The following is a 23115-nucleotide window of genomic DNA, read 5'->3' as shown; positions in this document are numbered from 1 at the left end:
ATCGCGAACGGTATCGAAGGAAGTCAATTCGTGTCCCTCTACGCCCGTTTCACTGCCCATCTGAACGCTGTTCTCGACCGGCTGGAGGCCGATGGCGCGCTACCCGCCGGCCTGCCGCGCAAGGCCGTTACGGTCGAGCCGCCGCGCGATCCCGCCCATGGCGACCTGTCGACCAACGCGGCGATGGTGCTGGCCAAGCCCGCCGGCACCAATCCGCGCGCGCTGGCGGACAGGATCGTCGCCGGGCTGCAGGCGCTGGACGAGGTGGCGAGCGCCGCGATCGCCGGTCCCGGCTTCATCAACCTGACCCTGACCGACGCCACCTGGCGCGCCGAACTGGCCGCGATCCACGCCGATGCCGACGATTATGGCCGGTCCGACCTGGGGCAGGGCGTTACCGTCAACGTCGAATATGTGTCCGCCAACCCGACCGGCCCCATGCATATGGGTCATTGCCGCGGCGCGGTGGTGGGCGACGCGCTCGCCACCCTGCTCGAATATGTCGGCCACAAGGTCATCCGCGAATATTATATCAACGATGCGGGCGGACAGGTCGACGTTCTCGCCCGGTCGGCGCATCTGCGGTATCGCGAGGCGCTGGGCGAAGCGATCGCGATTCCCGAGGGGCTGTATCCCGGCGACTATCTGGTCCCCGTCGGCCAGGCGCTCGCCGCCGAGCATGGCGACCGCTATGCGAGCGCGCCCGAGAGCGACTGGCTCGTCCTGTTCCGCACCAGCGCGGTGGCGGCGATGATGGACATGATCCGCGCCGATCTCGCGCTGCTGGGCATCGTCCATGATGTCTTTTCGTCCGAAGCCGAGCTTCAGGCGGCGGGCAAGCCTGAAGCGGCCGAAGCGTGGCTGCGCGCCCGCGACCTCATCTATGACGGCGTGCTCGAAGCGCCCAAGGGCGAATTGCCCGACGATTGGGAGCCGGTCGAGCTGCCGCTGTTCAGGTCGACCAAATTCGGCGACGATCAGGACCGGCCGATCAGGAAATCGAACGGCAGCTGGACCTATTTCGGCGCCGACATGGCCTATCATTTCCAGAAGGCCCAAAGCGCCGACCAGCTGATCGACATCTGGGGCGCGGACCATGCGGGCACCGTCAAGCGCATCCAGGCGGCGGTCGCCGCGCTGACGGAAGGCAAGGCGCGCTTCGACGTCAAGCTGATCCAGATGGTCCGGCTGCTGCGCGACGGCGAGCCGGTGAAAATGTCCAAGCGCGCGGGCAATTTCGTGACGCTGGCCGACGTCGTGCATGAAGTGGGCAAGGATGTCGTCCGCTTCACCATGCTGACGCGCAAGGCCGACGCGCAGATGGATTTCGACTTCGCCAAGGTGGTCGAGGCGTCGAAGGACAATCCGGTCTTCTACGTCCAATATGCCCATGCGCGCATTTCCTCGCTCGAACGGCGGGCGCAGGAGGCCGGGATTGCGCTGCCGGCGCCCGACCTGTCCCGGCTTGGGACGCACGAACTGACCCTGGTCAAGCTCGCCGCCCAGTTCCCGCGCATCGTCGAAAGCGCGGCGATGGCGCGCGAACCGCACAGGATCGCCTTTTATCTCAATGACTTGGCATCGGCGTTCCATAGCTGGTGGAACATGGGCAACGATGATCCGAACGCGCGCGTGATCCTGGCCGACGATCCCGGCCTCACCGCCACGCGGCTTTTCCTCAGCCGCGGAATAGGGCAGATTATCCGCAACGGCCTTGCCCTGATGGGTGTGGCCGCGCTGACGCAAATGCAGTGACACGGACGTGACAAGGGCGGAGACACCGGCGATGGGCGATTATGCACGCGGCCAACTCGATCTGGACGACGAGGACCGGCTGCCCTGGCTGGAGCCGGCGCTGGACGACGAGGATGATGGCGACGGCGTATCGCCGCTGCGCCTGCTGGGCCTCATCCTGCTTGGCCTTATCCTGATCGGTGCGCTGGTCGCGGGCGTGTGGTGGTTCCAGAACGGCGGCACCAGCGGCGACAGCGGCGCGGGCCGGCTGATCGAGGCGCCGGCGGGAGATTATAAGGTCGCCGCCAACGAGGCCGACGCGCGGAAATTCGCAGGCGAGGGCGACGCCAGTTTCGCCGCCAGCGAAGGCGTGGCGCGCGAAGGCAGGATCGATCCGAGCCGCGTGCCCGAAGCGCCGATCACCCAGACCACGCCGCCCGCCGAAAGGCCCAGGGCTGCCGCCTCGACCCGGCCGTCCGCGCGCGTCAGTGCGCCGGTCGCGGATGAAACCGCTGCCCGGCCCGCCGGCCCCGTCGCCAAGGCCGTGCCCGCCGGGTCGATGATCCAGCTGGGCGCCTATGGCAGCGAAAGCGGCGCCAAGGATGCCTGGGGCCGTCTGTCGAAACGCTTCGCCTATCTCGCCCCGCTGGCGATGGTGGTCGAACCGGCCGAAGTCGGCGGCAGCACCGTGTACCGCCTGCGCGCGCGGGCCGGCGCGCAATCGTCCACCCTGTGCGGCCGCCTCAAGGTCGCGGGCGAAAGCTGTCTGGTCGTCAACTGATCGGCGCGTTCCTCCCCCCTCGCGCGAAGGGGATAGGGAGGGGATGGGTAAAATCCCCTTCGACATGCCGTGTTCGGCCCGCTACCACCATGCGTCATGAAACCCGTCATATTCGGCCTGTCCGGCGAAACCCTGACCGCTGACGAACGCGCCTTTTTCGGCGACGCGCAGCCCGCCGGCTATATCCTGTTTCGCCGCAACATCGCCGACCGGGCGCAGGTGCGGGCATTGACCGACGATCTGCGCGCGCTGCACGGCCGCGACGACCTGCTGATCATGATCGACCAGGAAGGCGGCCGGGTCGCGCGGATGCAGCCGCCGGTGTGGCCGCAATTCCCCTGCGGCGAGGCGTTCGACCGCCTGTACGAGATCGCGCCGTCCAGCGCGATCGCCGCCGCCCGCGCCAATGCCCATGCGATCGCGCTGACGCTGGCGGAAGTCGGAATCAACGTCGATGCGCTGCCGCTGCTCGACGTGCGGCAGGACGGAGCGAGCGACATCATGGGCGACCGGACGCTGGGGGCAGAGCCGATGCGGGTCGCGGCGCTGGGTCGCGCGATCCTCAATGGCCTGGAACTGGGCGGCGTGGTCGGCATCGTCAAGCATATGCCGGGCCATGGTCGCGCGCTGGTCGACAGCCACCAGGCGCTGCCGATCGTCACCGCCGACGATTATGCGCTGGAAACCGACATCGCCCCGTTCCGCGCGCTCAAGGATGCGGCGATCGGCATGACCGCGCATATCGTCTATACCGCCTGGGATGCGGACCGCGCCGCCAGCCTGTCGCCCACCGTGATCGGCGACATCATCCGGGGCCGGATCGGCTTTGACGGGTTGCTGATGTCCGACGATCTCGACATGAAGGCGCTGGAGGGCGATGTGCCGGCGCGCGCGGCGGGGGTGATCGCCGCCGGATGCGACATCGCGCTCAACTGCTGGGGGCGGATGGACGAAATGACCGGCATCGCCGGCATCCTGCCCGACATCACGCCGCAGGCGCGCGCGCGGCTCGACCGGGCGATGGCCGGGGCGGGCGGGGCGGTGGACGGGCCGTCGCTCGATGAGTTGCTCGCCACCCGCGATACGCTGCTGGACCTGGCGACGGCGTGAGCAGCGCGCCCCCAGATCCTCCCTGCTGCGGGGAGAATGCGCGTTGAACGACCTGTTCGTCGCGGCTGTCGCGCCCGATGCCGACATCCTCACCGTCAGCTTCGACAGCTGGGAAGGGCCGCTCGACCTGCTGCTGGCGTTGTCGCGGGCGCAGAAGGTCGACCTGCGCGAAATATCCATCCTCGCGCTGACCGAACAATATCTCGCCTATATCGAAGGCGCGCGGGCGCTGCGGCTGGAACTGGCGGCCGACTATCTGGTGATGGCGGCGTGGCTCGCCTACCTCAAGTCGGGCCTGCTGCTGCCGCGAGAGGCCCAGCCCGAACCCAGTCCAGAGGAACTGGCGTTGCGGCTGCACCTGCGGCTCCAGCGGTTGCAGGCGATGCGCGAGGCGGGCGCGCGGCTGATGGCGCGCGATCGCATCGGCCGCGACGTGTTCGTTCGCCCCGATCCCGAAGGGTTGCGCGCGGTACGCAAGGCGCATTGGGGCGCGACCCTGTTCGACCTCATCCAGGCCTATGGCCAGATCCGTGCGCGCACCCAGCCCGCCGTCCATGTGGTTGCGCGCCGCCCGGTGATGACGCTGGACGAGGCGATCCATCGCGTCGCCGCGCTGCTGGGGGAAACGCTCGACTGGAGCGCGCTGGAGACGTTCCTGCCGGATGGCGCGAAGGGCATGCTGGGCCGGTCGGCGCTCGCCAGCAGCTTCGTCGCGGCGCTGGAACTGGCGCGGCAGGGGCGGGTGGAACTGCGCCAGGACGCGACGTTCGCGCCGCTCTATCTGCGCGCCACGCCCGCCACGGGCGCACTGCTGTGATCGAGGAGCCGGACGATTTCGTGCGTGCGGTCGAAGCGGCGCTGTTCGCATGTGAAGAGCCGCTGGCGCTTGCCGACCTGCGCGCCCATGTCGGCGATGCGGGCGACCTGCGCGCCGCGCTGCGGCGGCTGGAGGGAGACTATGCCGGGCGCGGCGTCAACCTGGTCGAACGCGGCGGGCGCTGGCATTTCCAGACCGCCGCCGACCTGGCCCATATATTGCGGCGCGAAAAGGACGAAGCGCGCCGCCTGTCGCGCGCGGGCATGGAGACGCTGGCCATCATCGCCTATCATGAGCCGGTCAGCCGTGCCGAGATAGAAGCGATCCGGGGCGTTCAGGTCGGCAAGGGGACGCTCGACGTGTTGATGGAAGCGGGCTGGGTGCGCCCCGCCGGCCGCCGCGAAGTGCCGGGCCGCCCGCTGATTTATGTGACGACCGAAGAATTTCTGTCACATTTCGGGCTTAGCAGCCGGCGCGACCTTCCAGGTATCGACGATTTGCGCGCGGCGGGGCTGCTTGACCCGGTCGATCTCGCGCTGGAGGGTATCGGTGGCCAATCCGTTGTGGAAAATGATGAGGAAGAGGCCTAGATAAGGTCTGCTTTCAGGAGATTTGAAATGGGTTCCTTTTCGCTGATGCACTGGGTCATCGTGCTCCTGGTCGTCATGCTGCTGTTCGGTGGCGGCCGCATTTCCGGCCTGATGGGCGACGTCGCCAAGGGTATCAAGAGCTTCAAGAAGGGCATGGCCGACGATGACGATGCCGCCCCGGCCAAGCCCGTGACGCGAATCGAGGGCCATCGCGTTCCCGAGCAGGACGCCGCGCCTGTGACCGAAGAAAAGACCAAGGCCTGATCCGGCCCGGTTCGCGGTAAACGCTGATGTTCGGCATCGATTCGACCGAATTTCTGGTGATCGTCGTCATCGCGGTGATCGTCATCGGACCCAAGGACCTGCCGCGCGTTCTGTACAAGGTAGGGCAGATCATCGGCAAGGCGCAGGGCATGGCCCGCCATTTCCGCACCGGTCTGGACGCGATGGTGCGCGAGGCGGAACTGGAAGAGCTGGAAAAGAAATGGGCGGCCCAGAACCAGCGCATCATGGCCGAGCACCCGCCCGAACCGGCCGCTGACGCCCCGGCCATGGACGCGCTGCCCGACCACGTCACCCAAACGCCGCCCTTCGTCGCGGAAGAAGCGCCGCCCTACATCGCTGAGGCGCCCGCGCCGTCGGTACGCAAGGATGACGCCCCGGCATGACCGACGACATCGACGAGAGCAAGGCGCCGCTGCTCGACCACCTGATCGAACTGCGCGGGCGACTGCTCAAATGCGTGATCACCTTGTTCCTGTTCGGATCGGTCTGCTTCTATTTTTCCGAAAATCTTTTCGCCTTCCTGGTCCAGCCGCTCAGGGAAGCATTCGGCAGCGGCGGCGGACGACTGGTCTATACCAAGCTGTACGAAGCGTTTTTCGTGCAGGTGAAGGTCGCGATCTTCGGTGCTTTCTTCCTGTCCTTTCCGATCATCGCCAACCAGCTGTGGGCCTTTGTCGCGCCGGGCCTCTATGCCAAGGAAAAGCGCGCCTTGCTGCCTTTCCTGGTGATGACGCCGGTGCTGTTCACCATGGGCGCGGCGCTGGCCTATTATGTCGTGATGCCCACCGCGTTTCATTTCTTCCTGCAATTTCAGGGGAATAGTAGCGGGCTTGAGGTCGAGGCGCTGCCCAGCACCGACGCCTATCTGACGCTGGTCATGCAGTTCATCCTGGCGTTCGGCATCAGCTTCCTGATGCCCGTGCTGCTGATGCTGCTCAACCGCGCCGGGTTCGTCACGCGCGCCCAGCTCATCGGCATGCGCCGGTACATGGTCGTTGCCGCCTTCATCGTCGCGGCGGTGCTGACGCCCCCCGATGTCGTGTCGCAGCTGATGCTCGCGATCCCGCTGCTGCTGCTCTATGAAATCACGATCGTCGCGATCTGGTTCACCGACCGCCGCCAGGCCAAGGCCGAGGCTCGGGACGCAGCCGCATGAAAAAGGCCTGCCGGTCAGGGCAGGCCTCCAATCACGAAAAACGGCGTGAACGCAGTCAATCGGCAGCTTTTTCGACCGCTTGTCCGGCGCTCTGCACGTCGCGGCCGGCGCCTTCGACGGTGTTGCAGGCAGTGACGAACAGCGAGCCGGACAGCAACAGGGCGGTGATCAACTTCTTGGTCATGATATATCTCCTACGCGAGCGCCGCATGATGATGGGAGCTACCCCGCGCGGCGCGGGGGGCGAAGGGAAAACCCCTGCCGAGGCAAAGCGTTCCGTTAGCGAAAGAGTAGCGCTTGCCGACGATGCAGCGACGATCGGGGGTGTGAAAAAAATTTGGGCCTGGATCGCGTCGGGGGGAGATGCGTCCAGGCCCATACTTTGTGGATAGCAAGAGCGGGGGGCAAAAGATTTGCTATCCGGAATACAGAACCCGCAAATGCGCGGACGGGTTCCCGCGCCGGCGGAAAAATCGCATAATTTTATCCCTGCGATTCCAGTCGCTTCTCAGGTTGTCAGGCGGTTAACGCATAAAAATTTGTGCGATGGTCAGATGAGAGGGCGGCCGGTATTGCGAAATTCGGGCCGGATCGTCGATTGGGGCAGGCTGTCATCGCGCGCTGGCGCGTCCGGTCGCGTCCAGCGGGACGTTTCCGGTGCGGTCGGCATCATGCCGGTCGACTGGTCGGGAAGAGCGAGGCTGTCCGGCAATCCGCCCGTCCGCACCGGCCAGATCCGGCGCGCCGGCCCGGAGATCAGCTCGCGTCCCGTATAGGGCGTGGCAAAGGCCGCATAAGTGCCGTTGGCGCCCTGCATCCGGTAGAAGATGTGCGCGCCGATCACCGCGACCGGGCGAAGCGAGCCGGCCCATCCGGGGCTGACCGCCAGCGTATGATAATGGGTGGCGAGGCCCGCGGGGGCATAGACCATGCCGGCGAGCGCCTGTCGCGCCACCAGCATGGATCGCGCCCAGGCGGCGGCGTTCGGCGCGCGCATCATCGATCCGTCACAGCTGAAGGTGAACTGGCAGCGCATGTCGGTGCGCTCGGACCCTTCATAGACGACGGCGCAGACGCTGTCGGGCCAATGCCGGCTGCGGACGCGGTTGAGGACGACCTGCGCCACCGCCCGCTGGCCTTCGATCGGCTCATTGCCGGCTTCATAATAGATGGCGGAGGTCAGGCAATGAAGCGCGCGATAGTCGTCAAGCGCGGTCATGCCCCGGAAGACGCTGGCCGGTGCGGCCTTGACCTCGTCCAGCCCCAGCACATGCGCGCCGCCGATGACCCTTGCGCCGGGCACCGGATCGAACGCCCCTTCGGCGAAGAAGAAGGCGGAGCCGGGAAAATTGTCGCTTGCCGCTTCGGTCCGGTCGGGATGCCGTGCATCGCCCGCCAGCATGTCCAGCGGGGCGGCCGGCAGGAGGCGCGGCAAGGCGAGCGCGACCAGCGCCAGCGACGCCAACAGGGCCTGCCGCACGACTTTTCCGCCGGGTTTCCGTTCGAACATGATCGGCCTTTAGGGGAAAAGCGTAAAGGTTTCGCCCCCCGATTCGCCCCTGTATCGGGTTGGGACAGGACAGCGACCAAATGTTAACGCCACCCCAAATCGCCCTTTCATCGCCGCTTGCATTCCTTTGCTTGGCAAGGCGCGGGGTGCTCCGCTATGCGTGCGGACATGCTGCTGCAAAATAATAGTCTCGCGCTGATCGGCAACACCCCGATGGTACGCCTTGCCGGCCCGTCCGACGCAACCGGGTGCGATATTTTCGCCAAGTGCGAATTTGCCAATCCCGGCGCGTCGGTCAAGGACCGCGCGGCGTTGTTCATCGTCAACGATGCCGAGGAAAAGGGGCTGCTCCAGCCCGGCGGTACGATTGTCGAGGGGACGGCGGGCAATACCGGCATCGGCCTGGCGCTGGTCGCCAACGCCAAGGGGTACAAGACGATCATCGTCATGCCCGAGACACAGAGCCGCGAGAAGATGGACACGCTGCGTGCGCTGGGGGCCGAACTGGTCACCGTTCCGGCCGCCGCCTATTCCAATCCGGGCCATTTCGTTCACACCTCGCGCCGCCTGGCGGAGGAAACGGAAGGCGCGATCTGGGCCAACCAGTTCGACAATATCGCCAATCGCAAGGCGCATATCGTCGGCACCGCCGAGGAAATCTGGACCCAGATGGATGGCCGCATCGACGGCTTTACCTGCGCCGCGGGCACCGGCGGCACCATCGCGGGCGTCGGCCTTGGCCTCAAGGCGCATGACGAGGCGGTCACGATCGCGCTCGCCGATCCCGAAGGGGCGGCGCTGTACGAATTCTACGCCCATGGCGAATTGAAGGCGGTAGGCAGTTCGGTGGCAGAAGGCATCGGCCAGGGGCGGATCACCGCCAATCTGGAAGGCGCGCCCATCGATACCCAGTTCCGTATCTCCGACGAGGAGGGGCTGGTGTGGGTGCGGCGGCTGTTGGCGGAGGAAGGGCTGTGCCTGGGCCTGTCGTCGGGGATCAACGTGGCGGGCGCGGTGGCGCTGGCGCGGCAATTGGGACCGGGCAAGCGGATCGTGACGATATTGTGCGATACCGGCTTTCGTTACCTGTCGACGCTGTACAACCGGGCATGGCTCGAATCGAAGGGGTTGACGGTATTCCCCTGGCTGGCGCACTAGTAGGGATCGTCGGCACGGATTGTGGCGGCCAGACACAAAAGAGCGTCGCATGGATGAAAATCCCCGTAGTCGGGAAGGATTGCAGCGCGTCCAGATCGGCCTGACCGGCGTGGCGGGCGTGGTGCTGCTCGTCGGGCTGGCCAATATCGTGATCGACAAGGCGCGGGTCGACGATGCCGCGCAGCCGCCGCCGACGGTGCCCACGCTGAGCACCAATGCGATCGCGCCCAAGGATCCGCTGGCCGAACTGGGCGTGCAGCCCGCCGCCGACCAGGCGTCCGCCGTGCCGGACCTGCAACCCGACCCCAATCTGCGCAAGCCGATGGACCGCGATCCGCAATAGCGTTGTTGCCGATGCGGGTGGAGGGATTGCGCTCTGCCGACCGGGCGGGTCGGTTCCGTTCCTTGTGCCTTGCTTTGGCCTTGGTCCCCGGCGCGGACGGGCTGTACCCGCAGGGCGGGCGGTTCCGCGATCCCTTTCGGCTGAAAACAGCGCGCTGCGCGTGACGCTTCCGGCCAGGGCGCGCTGGGCTTTCATCGGCGCGAAGGTCTTTGGCCCAGCTCATTCCCGTCCGGTTCAAGAACAAATCGTGAAAATAATGCAATTGCGCGGTGAGCATCATGTAAAACCCATCCGAAAACAGGATTTCCCATATTTGCCCGTCTTTTCCCCTTCCCACTGGCCCGGATGCTTGATAGATAATTCAGCATTGGGGTTAGCAAGGCTTTGGTGAGTCCTGACCGCCGGATTTCAATCATCAGGAATTCGACGGCAGGAGGCCTGTGCCCCCCAAAAAAGGGCAGGTTTATCCGGTGTCGGACGTCATTCTCTATTCGGGTAACGCATTCAGCGTCGCGGACGGCAAGGGCCGGTTCGTGTTGCCCCTGGAGATGCGCCGCCAGGTGAAGCAGGCGAGCGGCGGCGAAAATCGCCTGTGCCTGTCGATCCATATCGACAATGGCTGCGCCAGCGGATTCGGCCTGTCCCACAAGCTGTTCCTGTTCGAAGAGGTCAATGAACTGGAGCGCGAGGCGCGCGTCGCCAATCGCCCGTTCAACGGCGACCTGGAACGGGAAAACCGCCTGGGCATGATCGAGGACGTCAACTTCGACGAAGGCGGCCGCTTTTTCCTGCACCCCGACATCAAGGAAGAGGCCGGGATCACCGACGTCGCCTTTTTCTACGGCGTCGGTCGCTATTTCCAGATCTGGAAGCCCGAAGCGCTGGTGGCCAGCCCCGACCGGCCGGCGCTCATCCGCAACAAGGTCAGGCGCTGGCTCGACCAGCGCGAGGCGGAGGGCGGCAAGTGAGCCTGCCTGCTCCTGCCCCTCACATTCCCGTTCTGCTTGCCGAAGTGCTCGACGCTCTCGCCATCGCCCCGGGCGAGATCCATGTCGACGGCACATTCGGCGCGGGCGGCTATGCCAGTGCGATGGCCCGTGCCGGCGCCCGCGTGGTCGCGTTCGACCGCGATCCCGACGCCATCCGCGAAGGGCAGGCCGTCGCGCAGGCGAACGCCATCATCCTGGTCGAAGGCGAGTTTTCGCGGATGCAGGCGCTGCTGGCCGAGCATGGCATCGACAAGGTTGCGGGCATCACGCTCGACATCGGCGTGTCGTCGATGCAGCTCGACCGGGCCGACCGGGGCTTTTCCTTTCAGGCCGACGGCCCGTTGCTGATGACGATGAGCCAGGACGGCATGAGCGCGGCCGATTTTCTGAACGAGGCGGCGGAAGACGAGATAGCGGACGTGCTCTACCGCTATGGCGACGAGCCGCGGTCGCGCCGGATCGCGCGGGCGATCGTCGAGGCGCGCCCGGTGGAGCGGACCGGTCAGCTCGCCGCGATCGTGCGCCGCGCGCTGGGGCACAAGCCGCATGACAAGAAGGACCCGGCCACGCGCAGCTTCCAGGCGATCCGCATTCATGTGAATCGCGAACTGGAAGAGCTGGAGCGCGGGCTGGAAGCGGCCGAGGCATTGCTGGAGGAAGGCGGGCGGCTCGCCATCGTCACCTTCCACAGCCTGGAAGACCGGATCGTCAAGCAGTTCCTGCGCCGTCGCAGCGGCGGCGAGGCGGCAGGGTCGCGCCACTTGCCCGAACGCACGAGCGCGGCGCAGCCGACCTTCCACAAGCCCGCCAAGGCGGTGCGGCCCGGCGCTGTGGAGCTGGCGCGCAACCCCCGCGCCCGGTCCGCGACGCTGCGCAGCGCCGTCCGCACCGCCGCTCCCGTTCCGTCCGCCGTTCCTGCCCGGAGTGCTCGTCCATGATCGCGGTCAAGCGCCTGCAAAGCCTGTTCTGGATCCTGCTGGTCGCGCTGGGCGCGCTGGGGGCCTATCTGGTGTCGTTGCGGGTCGCGACCGAGCGCAATGAACTGGCGCGGGTGCAGATGCAGATTGCGCTGGCGCGCAACGATATCCGCTATCTGGAAACCGAATTCGGCGCGCGCGCGTCGATGCGGCAGCTTGAACGGTGGAACGCCGACGATTTCCTTTATGCCACGCCGACCGCCCAGCAATATCTGGCGGGCGAACGGGCGCTAGCGCATCTCGACGGGGTGCAGCCCAATGGCCCGGCCTATGTCGCGCAGCCGGTGATGGTGGCGATGGTCGAAGCGCCGGCCGAAACCGTGCCCGCGCCCCAGCCCGCACCGGCCAGCCCGGCCGCGAGCCAGATCAGCAGCGAAATCGCGATCATCCGGTCGGCGCATGCGCAGGACAAGGTCCCGGCGCCGACGCCGGCGCCGGCGCGGGCCGTGGAAAAGGTCAAGGCGGCGGCGGCGGACGTGTCGCGCCCCAGCCCGGTCGCGCGGCGGGCGGAACGGATGGCGATGCTGGACGACAAGCTGCTCGATGATTCGACGCTGGGCGAAATCAGCGCCAAGGCCGCGCGCGAACGCAGGAAGGGGGCGAACTGATGGCGACGATCATTGTTCAGCCTTCGGGGATCAGGGGCGCAAAGCAGCGCGTCAACCTGACGGCGATCGCGCATAACCGGCTGATGTTGCTGCTGATCCTGTTCGGCGCGATCACCTTTATCCTGGCGGCGCGGCTGATGTGGATCGGGCTGTTCGCAAGCGCGGAGCATGGCGGCAATGCCGGGTCCGCGATGTTGCCGCGCGCGGATATCGTCGATCGTAACGGCGCGCCGCTGGCGCGGACGATGGACGCCTATTCGGTGTCGGTGCGCCCGTCCAAGCTGATCGGCGAACCCGCCGAACTGGCGCGCAAGCTGCACGAGATATTTCCCGACGAGCCTGAGGCGACCTTCTACAAGAAGCTGACCGGCAGGAGCTGGGCCTATCTGCGCCGTCGCGCGCTTCCCGAGCAGGTGGCGGCGGTCAATGCGCTCGGTGAAATCGGCATCGAGTTCCCGCGCGAAAAGGAGCGGCTCTATCCGCAGCGCACGCTGGCCGCGCACGTCCTGGGCTTTGCGCCGCGCGCCGATGGCGAGGGCGGCATGGGCGTGGAGGCCGCGTTCAACGATCGCCTGACCGACCCGATGCGGCGCAACCAGCCGCTGATGCTGTCGATCGACAGCCGGGTGCAGGCGGCGCTGGAAAGCGAACTGTACGCACAGATGGTCTCGCAGAGCGCGCGCGGCGCGGGCGGCATCGTGCTCGACGCCAATACGGGCGAGGTCATCGCCATGGCGTCGATCCCGGTGTTCGATCCCAACAAGCTGCAATCGGGCGCCGGCAGGACGTGCAGCGATTCGCCCCGCTGCAATCAGATCGTGCAGGCGCGGCTGGAACTGGGATCGACCTTCAAGCCGCTGTCGATCGGCGCGGCGATGGATCGCGGCGTCGTCACGTCGATGAGCCGTCGCTACGACGCCACCGCGCCGATCTCCATCGGCGGCTTTCGCATCAAGGACGATCACCCGTCGGGCCGCTGGTTGAACGTGCCCGAAACGCTGGTCCACAGCTCCAACATTGTCACCGCCCGGATCGCCGACGAACTGGGGGCCGAACCGTTGCAGCATCTGTTCCGCGACCTGGACTTCGACAAGCGCCCGGCAATCGAGCTGAAGGAGCGGGCCAAGAGCCTGTGGCCCACGCAATGGGGGCGCATCACCACCATGACCGTATCCTTCGGCCATGGCATCGCGGTGACGCCGATGCATCTGGCCAGCGCCTATGCGGCGCTGGTCAATGGCGGCATCTATCGTCCCGCGACGCTGCGCAAGCTGGGCGCGGACGAAGCGCCGCGCGGCAAGCGCGTCTTTTCCGCCGCCACGAGCGCGCGGATGCGCCAGCTGTTGCGGATGATCGTGGCCGAAGGTACTGGTCGGAGCGCCGACGCCAAGGGATACCGGGTGGGCGGCAAGACCGGGTCCGCAGAAAAGCCCTTCGAGGGGCGCTACAACAAGAGTTCGCTGGTGACGACGTTCGCCTCCGCCTTTCCCATGGATAACCCCCGCTATGTCGTCCTGGCGATGATGGACGAGCCCAAGGGCAATGCCGAGACATTCGGCCTGCGCACAGCCGCCTGGACCGCATCGCCGGTGGTCAGGCGCGTGGTCGAACGGATCGGCCCGATGCTGGGCGTCATGCCCGACGAAAATCGCGATGTCGAAATGTCCGACTTGATGCCGTTATTGTGGAAAGCCAAGGGCGAGTGATGCGCCTGGGCGCACTGATCGACGGGCTTGCTGGCGAGGCCGCCGACATCGGCGTGACCGGTTTTGCGATCGACAATCGCAAGGTCGCGCCGGGCACCGTCTTTGGCGCGTTCCAGGGGCTGAGCGTCAATGGCGAGGATTATGTCCCGCAGGCGATAGCATCGGGCGCGGTCGCCGTCGTCGCCCGACCCGAGGCCAGGGTCGACGGCGCGCTGCATATAGCAGACGCCAATCCGCGCCGGCTGTTCGCGGAGGCCGCCGCGCGCTTCTTTGCGCCCTTTCCCGATGTCACCGTGGCGGTGACCGGCACCAACGGCAAGACATCGACCGTAGAACTGACGCGCCAGTTGTGGCGGATGATGGGCGAGAAATCGGCGTCGATCGGCACGCTGGGCGTCACCACCTCGGTCGATCAGGTCTCCACCGGCCTGACCACGCCCGACATCGTCACCTTTCTGTCCAACATGTCGGGCCTGCGCCGCGAGGGCGTGACCCATGCCGCGTTCGAGGCGTCGAGCCACGGCCTTGCCCAATATCGCACCGAAGGACTGCCGGTGCTGGCCGGGGCTTTCACCAACCTGTCGCGCGACCATCTCGACTATCATGGCGACATGGACAGCTATTTCGAAGCCAAGATGCGGCTGTTCGACGAGGTCGTCGCGGACGGCGGCTCGGCGGTCGTGTGGGCCGACGACGCCTGGTCGGACAAGGTCATGGCGCGGGTTACGAAGCGGGGGCTTCGTGCGCTGAGCGTCGGGGTGCAGGGACAGGCGCTGCGCCTTGTCAACCGCACCCCGACCCAGTTGGGCCAGAGGATGGAGATTGAAGCGGACGGACGGATCTGGACGGTCGATCTGCCGCTGATCGGCGCCTATCAGGCGGCGAACGCGCTGACCGCCGCCGGCCTGATCATCGCCACCGGCGGCGATACGGCCAGGGTGATGGAACTGCTGGGCCGGGTCCAGCCGGTGCGCGGGCGGCTGGAACGGGCGGTGATCAGCCGGGCGGGCGCGCCGGTCTATGTCGACTATGCCCATACGCCCGACGGCCTGCGCGCCGCCATCGAGGCGCTGCGGCCGCATGTGCGCGGCCGCCTGATCGCTCTGTTCGGCGCGGGCGGAGACCGCGATGCGGGCAAGCGCCCGCTGATGGGTGCGGTGGCGACCGATCTTGCCGACCATGTCATCGTGACCGATGACAATCCGCGATCCGAGGAACCGTCGACCATTCGCGCCGCGATCATGGCCGGCGCGCCGGGCGCCGAGGAAATCGGCGGTCGCCGCGCCGCCATCGCCGCCGCCATCGCCCAGGCCGGGGCGGACGACATCGTGCTGCTGGCGGGCAAGGGGCATGAACAGGGCCAGATCATCGGCGACCGGGTGTTGCCGTTCGACGATGTCACCGTGGCGCGGGAGTGCGCGGGGTGAGCTGGAGCCGATGCCTGAAATCGCCTGAGGTGGAGCGAGGCTCCAGCCGTTCACCGTACGCGGCGACGCGCCCCGGCCCGGTTCGGCAACGTCCGTCCGGCGCTTCGATTGCGCTCGGCGCGAACGGGGAGGGGTGGGCGTGACGGAGCCGCTCTGGACCTCCGATGAAATCGCCCTCGCCACCGGCGGCACGCCATCCGCCGCCTTTGCGGTCACCGGCGTGGCGTTCGACAGCCGGGAAGTGACGCCGGGCGACCTGTTCATCGCGATGAAGGGCGAAGCGACCGACGGGCATCGCTTTGTCGGCAAGGCGTTCGACCAGGGCGCGGCGGGCGCGATCGTCAGCGAGGCGGTCGATCGCCCGCATGTCGCGGTGACGGACAGCGCCAAGGCGCTCGACGCGCTGGGCCGCGCATCGCGGGCGCGGATGCAGGGCAAGGTGGTCGGCGTCACCGGCTCGGTCGGCAAGACCGGGACCAAGGAAGCGCTGTTCCTCAGCCTCGACCGCGCCAATCCAGGCACCGTCCACCGTTCGGTCAAAAGCTATAACAATCACGTTGGCGTGCCGCTGAGCCTGGCGCGGATGCCGCGCGAGTCCAGCCATGGCCTGTTCGAAATGGGCATGAACCATGCGGGCGAACTGGCGGCGCTGACCCGGCTGGTGCGGCCGCATGTCGCGATCGTCACCGCCATCGCACCCGCGCATATCGAATTTTTCGGGTCGGAAACGGCCATCGCGCAGGCCAAGGCGGAGATTTTCGAGGGGCTGGAGCCGGGCGGCACCGCGATCATTCCCTATGACAGCCCGCATGTCGCGACGCTGTATGGCAAGGCCGAACGCCATGCCGCGCGCATCCTGACCTTTGGCTTTGGCGATGGCGCGGACGTGCGCGCGACCGAAGCGGTGCCGGCGGCGAGCGGGGGCACGCTGGTCACGGCGCGGCTGCCCGAAGCCGAACTGTGCTTCACCGTCGCCGCGCCGGGCGAACATTGGGTGTCCAATGCGCTGGCGGTGCTGGCCTGCGTCGAGGCGCTGGGCGGCGACCTGGCGGCGGCGGGGCTGGCGCTGGCCGAAATGCCGGGCCTTGCCGGGCGCGGCGAGCGGCGCATGGTGCAGGTTGCAGGCGGGCAGGCGCTGCTGATCGACGAAAGCTACAACGCCAATCCGCTGTCGATGGCCGCGACGTTGAAGCAGTTGGGCCGCGAGGATGCCGCCCGCCGGATCGCGGTGCTGGGCGGAATGCGCGAACTGGGCGGGCAGAGCGCGGATCTGCATGCGGGACTGGCCGTGCCGCTGCGCGCGGGCAACATCGACTATGCGATATTGGTGGGTGACGAGATGGCGCCGCTGGCCGATGCGCTGGACGGCGCGATCGCCTATGACCATGTGCCCGACGCGGCGACGGCGACGCAGCGGTTGCGGGATTCGATGCGCGCGGGCGATGCGATACTGGTCAAGGGATCGAACGGGATCGGCCTGTCGCGGCTGGTCGCGGCGCTGAATGCGCGGGCGCGCGACGGAGAAGACGGCTGATGCTCTACTGGCTTGCCCAGACCATGGATTTTGCGGGGGTGTTCAACCTTGTCCGCTATTTGAGTTTCCGCACCGGCGCGGCGATTGCGACCGCGCTGGTCATCGGCCTTCTCATCGGCCCCAAATTCATCGGCTGGTTGCGCGTGCGGCAGGGCAAGGGCCAGCCGATCCGCGACGACGGGCCGCAAAGCCACCTGGCCAAGCGCGGCACGCCGACCATGGGCGGCCTCATGATCCTGACCGCCATGGTGTCGTCGGTGATGCTGTGGATGAACCTGTCGTCCATCTACGTCTGGGCGTGCATATTCGTGACGCTGGGCTTCGGCGCGATCGGCTTTCTCGACGACTATGACAAGGTGACGAAGGCGAGCCACAAGGGGCTGTCGGGCAAGATGCGGCTGTTCTTCGAATTCCTGATCGCGGGGATCGCGGCATGGATGATCGTGCAGCAGAACGGCACCGCGCTCTATGTGCCGTTCTGGAACGGGCCGGCCATCAATCTGGGGCCATTCTACTTCCTGTTCGCGGCCTTCGTGATCGTGGCGTTCGGCAATGCGGTCAACCTGACCGACGGGCTGGACGGTCTGGCCACCATGCCGGTGATCATCGCCAGCCTCGCCTTCCTGCTGATCGTCTATCTGGTCGGGCGCGCCGACTTCGCCGAATATCTGGGCATACCGCATGTGCCGGGCGCGGGAGACCTGACCATATTGTGCGGGGCGATCATCGGTGCCGGCCTCGCCTTCCTGTGGTTCAACGCGCCGCCCGCCGCGGTGTTCATGGGCGATACCGGCAGCCTGGCGCTGGGCGGGACGATCGGCGTGATCGCCGTCAGCACGCATCATGAAATCGTGCTGGGCATCATCGGCGGGCTGTTCGTGGTCGAGGCGATGAGCGTCATCATCCAGGTCTTCTTCTACAAGCGCACCGGCAAGCGCGTGTTCAAGATGGCGCCGATCCACCATCATTTCGAACAGATCGGCTGGTCCGAACCGACCGTCGTCATTCGCTTCTGGATCATATCCATCGTGCTGGCGCTGGCGGGCCTCGCCACGTTGAAGCTGAGGTAAGGGGGGCATGGGGGTCGTTTCGAGCATCTTCGCGGGCAGGACCTATGCGGTGCTGGGGCTGGCGCGGTCGGGACTTGCGACCGTCGCGACGCTGGCGGCGAGCGGCGCGCGGGTGGTCGCCTGGGACAGCCAGGAAGCAGCGCGCGAGGCCGTGGCGGGCCTGGCCGAGATCGGCGATCCGATGGAAATCGACCTTGCCGGCTTCGACGGGGTGGTGGTGTCGCCCGGCGTGCCCTTGAACCGCCATCCCATCGCGCAGCGCGCGGCGCTGGCAGGCGTGCCGATCATCGGCGATATCGAACTGTTCGCGCTCGCCCGGCCGACCCTGCCGCCGCACAAGGTGGTGGGCATCACCGGCACCAACGGCAAGTCGACCACGACCGCTCTGATCCACCATATCGTCAGCCAGGCGGGCTATCCCACCGTGATGGGCGGCAATATCGGCCTGCCGATCCTGAGCCAGCCGCCGCTGGAACCGAACCTGCATGGTGTCGGCGTCTATGTGTTGGAACTGTCGAGCTACCAGATCGACCTGACCAAGAGCCTCGACTGCGATGTCGCGGTGCTGCTGAATATTACGCCGGATCATCTCGACCGCTATGACGGGTTCGAGGGGTATGTCGCGAGCAAGGCGCGGCTGTTTGCGATGCAGTCGGCCGCGCACGCGGCGGTGATCGCGGGCGAGGACGATCCAAGCCGCGCCATCGCGGCGGCGCGGGGCGTGGCGGCGGTGACTTCGGGCGATATCGACCCGGTCGCGCAGCTCGCCTGGCCGGCGTTGCAAGGGCCGCATAATGCGCAGAATGCCGCGGTGGCGATCGCGGTGGCGCGCGCGCTCGGCATATCCGACGACGATATTTTTCCGGCGCTCGCCAGCTACGCCAGCCTGCCGCACCGGATGCAGGCGGTGGCGACCCGCGACGACGTGCTCTACGTCAACGACAGCAAGGCGACCAATGCCGCCTCGACCGCGCCGGCGCTGGCCGCCTGGCCGCCGGTCGATGGCCGTCCGCGCATCCACTGGATATTGGGCGGGGTCGCCAAGTCGGACAATCTGGATGAGTGCACGGCCCATTTTAGCAATGTCGCCCACGCCTATACCATCGGCGAAGCGGGGCATATGTTCGCCGATCTGCTGCGCCCGCATATGGCGGTGGACGACAGTGAAATGCTAAGCGCCGCCGTTCGCCGCGCCGCGCGCATCGCACAGCCCGGCGATATCGTGCTGCTGTCGCCCGCCTGCGCCAGTTTCGACCAGTTTCGCGATTTCGAAGCGCGGGGAGATGCGTTCGCCGCCGCGGTAGAGGCGCTGGGCGGGGATGATCGGGCATGACCGGCGGCGGGCGTGACGCGCACAATGAAGGGTCGATCAGAATGTTCAAGGCCGGCCGCCTGGTAAAGGGCTTCAAGGGCGGCACCGTGCCCCGCGAGCGGACGGCGCTTGCCATCTGGTTCTGGGAAATCGACCGGGTTCTCCTGTCGCTGATCGTCGCGCTGATGGCGGTCGGGCTGGTCGCGGTCGCCGCCGCGTCGCCCGTCGCCGCGATCGACCGGTCGACCGATGCGATCGCGGTCAATCCGCTGATCTACTTCTATCGCCAGCTCATATGGGTGGTGATCGGCGTGCCGGTGATGCTCGTCATATCCATGCTGCCCCGCACGCAGGCGCGACGGCTGGCGACCTTTCTGGCGGTGATCTTCCTGGTCATGCTGCTGCTCGTGCCGCTGCTCGGCAGCACGGTCAACGGCGCGAAACGCTGGATCGACCTGCCCGGCCTGCGGTTCCAGCCGTCGGAATTCCTGAAACCCGTATTCGTCGTGACGATCGCCTGGCTGCTGTCGCTGCGGACCAAGGACGGTGGCCTGCCCGTCATTCCGCTGACCGGCGTTTTGACATTGCTGATATCGGCATTGTTGATGCAGCAGCCCGATTTCGGCCAGACGGTGATCTTCTGCGCCTGCTGGGGGACTTTGCTGCTGTTGTCGGGCGTGTCGATGCGATGGATCGGCGCGCTGGGCGCGGGGGCGATGGCGCTGCTGGTGCTGGCGTACATGTTCTACGAAAATGGCCGGCAGCGGATCAACGATTTCCTTGGCATCGGCGTCCAGCAGGATGTCGGTCCCGACCAGACCGACCTGGCGTTCCGCACCATCACCAATGGCGGCTTTACCGGGGTGGGGCCGGGCGGAGGCCAACAGAAATTCCGCCTGCCCGAAGCGCATACTGACTATATCTTTTCGGTGATCGGCGAAGAGTTCGGCCTGCTCGCCTGCATCGCCATCGCCATCGTCTATCTGGCGGTGGTGGTCCGCGTGCTGCTGCGCCTGCTGGATGAGGAGGATAATTTCACCATCCTTGCCGCCGCCGGCCTTACCACCGAGTTCGGGTTGCAGGCGATCATCAACATGGGCGTCAACGCCCAGATATTTCCGTCCAAGGGGATGACGCTGCCCTTTATCAGCTATGGCGGCTCCTCTATGCTGGCGCTTTGCATCGGCGTCGGCCTGTTGCTCGCATTCACGCGGCGCAACCCCTTCATGGGTCGGCACACGGTCGTCAAATGGAGCGGTCGATGAGCATTTCCCGTCACTTCGTCCTCGCCGCCGGCGGCACCGGCGGGCATATGATCCCGGCCCATGCGGTTGCGCAGGAACTGATGTCGCGCGGGCATCATGTCGCGCTGGTGACCGACGACCGGGGGGCGAAGATCCCCGACATTTTCGAACGCGCGCAGGTCCATATCCTGCCCGCCGGCCGCGTGACCGGCAATCCGCGCAGCTGGGCGTCGGGCGTCAGGGGCATCATGGCGGGCCGGGCGATGGCGCGCCGGTTGAACGAGACGTTCCGCCCGACCGCCGTGGTCGGCTTTGGCGGCTATCCGGCGCTGCCCGCGCTGCTCGCGGCGCTGGCCGATGGTATTCCGACCGCGGTGCATGAGCAGAATGCGGTGCTGGGCCGGGTCAACCGCCTGCTGGCGGCGCGCGTCGACGCCATCGCCACCGCCTATCCGGCGATCGAACGGCTCAAGGACAAATATGCCGACAAGGTGCATCTGGTCGGCAATCCGGTGCGCGAGGAAATCAAGGCGCTGCGCGACGAGGACTTTCCCGCGCTGACCGACGAAAGCGTGTTCCGCGTGCTGGTGATCGGCGGCAGCCAGGGCGCGACGATCCTGTCGAGCGTGGTGCCCGAAGGGCTGTCGCTGCTGCCCGTTGGCCTGCGCCGCCGGTTGCAGGTCACCCAGCAATGCCGGGCCGAGGATATCGAGCGGGTGCGCAAAGTGTATGCGGAGATGGAAATTCCCGCCGACCTCGCCACCTATTTCAACGATGTGCCCGAAAAGCTGGGCTGGGCGCATCTGGTGATCGCGCGCGCGGGCGCATCGACGCTCGCCGAGCTGACCGTCGCCGGGCGGCCCGCCATATTGGTGCCCTTGCCCAGCGCGATGGACGACCACCAGACCGCCAATGTGCGCGAAATGGTGGACGCGGGCGGCGCGCGCTCCATCCCGCAATCGAAATTCACCGCGGTGGAACTGGCCAAGCAGATCCAGAAGATGGCGATGGAGCCGGGCGCGCTGGTCAACGCCGCCCGGCGCGCGCGCGCCTGCGGCCGGCCCGACGCCGCGCGCGACATGGCGGATCTGCTGGAAAGCATCGGCCAGGCGCCGATCGTCAACGATCCGGTACGGGTTGCGCCGGTGCCGACGACGCTGAATCTGGCGGGGGTTCCGGCTTGATGTATCAGTTCGAAATCCTCTCCGATGCGGGGAGGCGTCAGCGCAAAGGGCTGACCGAGGGGGCCAGCGTCCGGGCGTTGTGCGGGGGACGAACCCCCTCCATCACCGCTTCGCGGCGGTCCTCCTTACCATATTGGAGAGGAATGGCATGAAGGGCGTCGGGACCGATATCGGCACCATCCATTTCATCGGCATCGGCGGCATCGGCATGTCCGGCATCGCCGAGGTGATGCATAATCTTGGCTATGTCGTGCAGGGATCGGACGTGGCCGAAGGCTATGTCGTCGAAGGGCTGCGCGCCAAGGGCATCAAGGTGATGATCGGCCACAGGCCTGAAAATCTGGGCGACGCCGCGGTGGTGGTGACGTCGACGGCGATCAAGCGCGGCAACCCGGAGGTCGAGCTGGCGCTGGAAAATCGCGTGCCGGTGATCCGCCGCGCGGAGATGCTGGCGGAACTGATGCGCCTCAAATCCACCGTCGCGATCGCGGGCACGCATGGCAAGACCACCACGACGTCGATGGTGGCGGCGCTGCTGGACGCGGGCGGGGTCGATCCGACGGTCATCAACGGCGGCATCATCAACAGCTATGGCTCCAACGCGCGGCTGGGCAACAGCGACTGGATGGTGGTGGAAGCCGACGAGAGCGACGGCAGTTTCCTGCGGCTCGACGGCACGATCGCGGTCGTCACCAATATCGACCCCGAACATCTCGATCATTATGGATCGTTCGACCGGGTCAAGGACGCCTTCGTCGAATTCGTCGGCAATGTGCCCTTTTATGGCGCGGCGATCCTGTGTCTGGATCATCCCGAGGTGCAGGCGATCCTGCCGCGCGTGCAGGACCGGCGGATCGTCACCTACGGCTTTTCGGCGCAGGCCGAAATTCGCGGCGAAAATGTCGTCAGCTTTCCCGGCGGCAACCGGTTCGACCTGCAAATTCGTGAGCGCGACGGGTCGACGCGGCGGATCGAGGGGATCGAGATGCCGATGCCGGGGCGGCACAATGTGCTGAACGCCATGGCCGCGATCGGCGTGGCGCTGCACATGGGCATCGATGACGCCACCATCCAGTCGGGCTTCGCCAAGTTCGGCGGGGTCAAGCGGCGCTTCACCAAGGTCGGGGAAATTCCCGTCGGCGATGGCGTGGTGACCGTGATCGACGATTATGGCCACCATCCGGTCGAAATCAGGGCGGTGCTGGCCGCCGCGCGCGAGGGGGCGAAGGGCAGGGTGATCGCCGTGGTCCAGCCGCATCGCTACACAAGGCTGCACGACCTGATGGAAGAGTTCGCCCAGGCGTTCAACGACGCCGACATCGTCCATGCCGCGCCCGTCTATACCGCCGGCGAACAGCCGATCGAGGGCGTGGACAGCGCCGCGCTGGTGGCGGGGTTGAAGCGGCGCGGGCATCATGCCGCCGGCACCGTGGCCGACGCCGACGATCTGGCGCGAGCGATCGCGGCGGACCTGCGGCCCGACGACATGGTGATCTGCCTCGGCGCGGGCGATATCACCAAATGGGCGGCCGGGCTGGCCGATGCCGTCAGCGCCAAGGCGAGGGAGGCGGCGTGAGCGC

General features: G+C 66.7%; 23 protein-coding genes. 21 read left to right on the top strand and 2 right to left on the bottom strand.

The genetic code is table 11. The annotated features are described in order from the left end of the window. Positions 1 to 30 precede the first annotated feature (30 nt). The 8 genes from argS to tatC all read left to right on the top strand — a co-directional run bounded on the left by argS (position 31) and on the right by tatC (position 6473). Complete coding sequence (gene argS, locus WG908_RS02015; RefSeq protein WP_340184870.1) at positions 31 to 1755, top strand: arginine--tRNA ligase; 1725 nt, start codon at positions 31 to 33, stop codon at positions 1753 to 1755. Between the two features lie 31 nt (positions 1756 to 1786). Then, a complete protein-coding gene (locus WG908_RS02010; protein WP_340184869.1) occupies positions 1787 to 2515 on the top strand; it encodes an SPOR domain-containing protein in 729 nt (242 codons plus the stop codon). Positions 2516 to 2611: 96 nt separating this feature from the next. After that, complete coding sequence (nagZ, locus tag WG908_RS02005; protein ID WP_340184868.1) at positions 2612 to 3625, top strand: beta-N-acetylhexosaminidase; 1014 nt, start codon at positions 2612 to 2614, stop codon at positions 3623 to 3625. Between the two features lie 43 nt (positions 3626 to 3668). Continuing rightward, complete coding sequence (locus WG908_RS02000) at positions 3669 to 4442, top strand: segregation and condensation protein A (protein WP_340184867.1); 774 nt, start codon at positions 3669 to 3671, stop codon at positions 4440 to 4442. Beyond that, positions 4439 to 5032 (top strand): SMC-Scp complex subunit ScpB, encoded by a 594-nt coding sequence (scpB, locus tag WG908_RS01995; RefSeq protein WP_340184866.1) that lies wholly within the window; start codon positions 4439 to 4441, stop codon positions 5030 to 5032. Before WG908_RS02000 ends, scpB begins: the two co-directional genes overlap by 4 nt. Positions 5033 to 5059: 27 nt before the next feature. Continuing rightward, on the top strand, positions 5060 to 5296 hold the full coding sequence (locus tag WG908_RS01990) for a twin-arginine translocase TatA/TatE family subunit (RefSeq protein ID WP_340184865.1): 237 nt from the start codon (positions 5060 to 5062) through the stop codon (positions 5294 to 5296). A 26-nt stretch (positions 5297 to 5322) separates the two neighbouring features. Then, on the top strand, positions 5323 to 5700 hold the full coding sequence (gene tatB / locus WG908_RS01985) for a Sec-independent protein translocase protein TatB (protein WP_340184864.1): 378 nt from the start codon (positions 5323 to 5325) through the stop codon (positions 5698 to 5700). Then, positions 5697 to 6473: a twin-arginine translocase subunit TatC gene (gene tatC, locus WG908_RS01980; RefSeq protein ID WP_340184863.1), complete on the top strand. Its 777-nt coding sequence runs from the start codon at positions 5697 to 5699 to the stop codon at positions 6471 to 6473. Before tatB ends, tatC begins: the two co-directional genes overlap by 4 nt. 55 nt (positions 6474 to 6528) lie before the next feature. Here the strand turns inward: tatC and WG908_RS01975 are convergent, their stop codons facing one another. Together WG908_RS01975 and WG908_RS01970 are read right to left on the bottom strand one after the other, a co-directional pair. Further along, a complete protein-coding gene (locus WG908_RS01975) occupies positions 6529 to 6657 on the bottom strand; it encodes an entericidin A/B family lipoprotein (protein ID WP_340184862.1) in 129 nt (42 codons plus the stop codon). A 366-nt stretch (positions 6658 to 7023) separates the two neighbouring features. Then, on the bottom strand, positions 7024 to 7983 hold the full coding sequence (locus WG908_RS01970; RefSeq protein WP_340184861.1) for a cell wall hydrolase: 960 nt from the start codon (positions 7981 to 7983) through the stop codon (positions 7024 to 7026). Between the two features lie 168 nt (positions 7984 to 8151). Here WG908_RS01970 and WG908_RS01965 point away from each other — a divergent pair, with 168 nt between their 5' ends. The 13 genes from WG908_RS01965 to murC all read left to right on the top strand — a co-directional run bounded on the left by WG908_RS01965 (position 8152) and on the right by murC (position 23111). Next, on the top strand, positions 8152 to 9141 hold the full coding sequence (locus WG908_RS01965) for a cysteine synthase A (RefSeq protein ID WP_340184860.1): 990 nt from the start codon (positions 8152 to 8154) through the stop codon (positions 9139 to 9141). 49 nt (positions 9142 to 9190) lie between these two features. Further along, positions 9191 to 9484 (top strand): hypothetical protein, encoded by a 294-nt coding sequence (locus WG908_RS01960; RefSeq protein WP_340184859.1) that lies wholly within the window; start codon positions 9191 to 9193, stop codon positions 9482 to 9484. Positions 9485 to 9954: 470 nt separating this feature from the next. Then, the gene (locus WG908_RS01955; RefSeq protein WP_340184982.1) at positions 9955 to 10452 is read left to right on the top strand and encodes a division/cell wall cluster transcriptional repressor MraZ; all 498 of its coding nucleotides are present in this window, start codon (positions 9955 to 9957) and stop codon (positions 10450 to 10452) included. A gap of 2 nt (positions 10453 to 10454) precedes the next feature. Next, positions 10455 to 11411 (top strand): 16S rRNA (cytosine(1402)-N(4))-methyltransferase RsmH, encoded by a 957-nt coding sequence (gene rsmH, locus WG908_RS01950; RefSeq protein ID WP_340184981.1) that lies wholly within the window; start codon positions 10455 to 10457, stop codon positions 11409 to 11411. Beyond that, complete coding sequence (locus WG908_RS01945) at positions 11408 to 12058, top strand: colicin transporter (protein WP_340184858.1); 651 nt, start codon at positions 11408 to 11410, stop codon at positions 12056 to 12058. The genes rsmH and WG908_RS01945 overlap by 4 nt, the downstream gene beginning before the upstream one ends. Further along, on the top strand, positions 12058 to 13764 hold the full coding sequence (locus tag WG908_RS01940) for a peptidoglycan D,D-transpeptidase FtsI family protein (protein ID WP_340184857.1): 1707 nt from the start codon (positions 12058 to 12060) through the stop codon (positions 13762 to 13764). The genes WG908_RS01945 and WG908_RS01940 overlap by 1 nt, the downstream gene beginning before the upstream one ends. After that, complete coding sequence (locus WG908_RS01935; RefSeq protein ID WP_340184856.1) at positions 13764 to 15191, top strand: UDP-N-acetylmuramoyl-L-alanyl-D-glutamate--2,6-diaminopimelate ligase; 1428 nt, start codon at positions 13764 to 13766, stop codon at positions 15189 to 15191. The genes WG908_RS01940 and WG908_RS01935 overlap by 1 nt, the downstream gene beginning before the upstream one ends. A gap of 139 nt (positions 15192 to 15330) precedes the next feature. After that, positions 15331 to 16725, top strand: coding sequence for a UDP-N-acetylmuramoyl-tripeptide--D-alanyl-D-alanine ligase (locus WG908_RS01930; RefSeq protein ID WP_340184855.1), 1395 nt, complete (start codon positions 15331 to 15333; stop codon positions 16723 to 16725). Further along, the gene (mraY, locus tag WG908_RS01925) at positions 16725 to 17795 is read left to right on the top strand and encodes a phospho-N-acetylmuramoyl-pentapeptide-transferase (protein WP_340184854.1); all 1071 of its coding nucleotides are present in this window, start codon (positions 16725 to 16727) and stop codon (positions 17793 to 17795) included. The genes WG908_RS01930 and mraY overlap by 1 nt, the downstream gene beginning before the upstream one ends. 7 nt (positions 17796 to 17802) lie before the next feature. Next, entirely contained in the window at positions 17803 to 19128 is a 1326-nt protein-coding gene (gene murD, locus WG908_RS01920) for a UDP-N-acetylmuramoyl-L-alanine--D-glutamate ligase (protein WP_340184853.1), read from the top strand. Between the two features lie 41 nt (positions 19129 to 19169). Then, positions 19170 to 20372: an FtsW/RodA/SpoVE family cell cycle protein gene (locus WG908_RS01915; RefSeq protein ID WP_340184980.1), complete on the top strand. Its 1203-nt coding sequence runs from the start codon at positions 19170 to 19172 to the stop codon at positions 20370 to 20372. After that, complete coding sequence (gene murG, locus WG908_RS01910; protein WP_340184852.1) at positions 20369 to 21535, top strand: undecaprenyldiphospho-muramoylpentapeptide beta-N-acetylglucosaminyltransferase; 1167 nt, start codon at positions 20369 to 20371, stop codon at positions 21533 to 21535. Before WG908_RS01915 ends, murG begins: the two co-directional genes overlap by 4 nt. A 148-nt stretch (positions 21536 to 21683) precedes the next feature. Further along, positions 21684 to 23111, top strand: a complete 1428-nt coding sequence (gene murC / locus WG908_RS01905; protein WP_340184851.1) for a UDP-N-acetylmuramate--L-alanine ligase — start codon at positions 21684 to 21686, stop codon at positions 23109 to 23111. Positions 23112 to 23115 lie beyond the last annotated feature (4 nt).

The sequence above is a fragment of the Sphingobium anseongense genome, assembly GCF_037725245.1.
In the GTDB taxonomy this organism is placed as follows: Bacteria; Pseudomonadota; Alphaproteobacteria; order Sphingomonadales; family Sphingomonadaceae; genus Sphingobium.
This window is presented reverse-complemented; position numbering and strand designations above follow the sequence as displayed.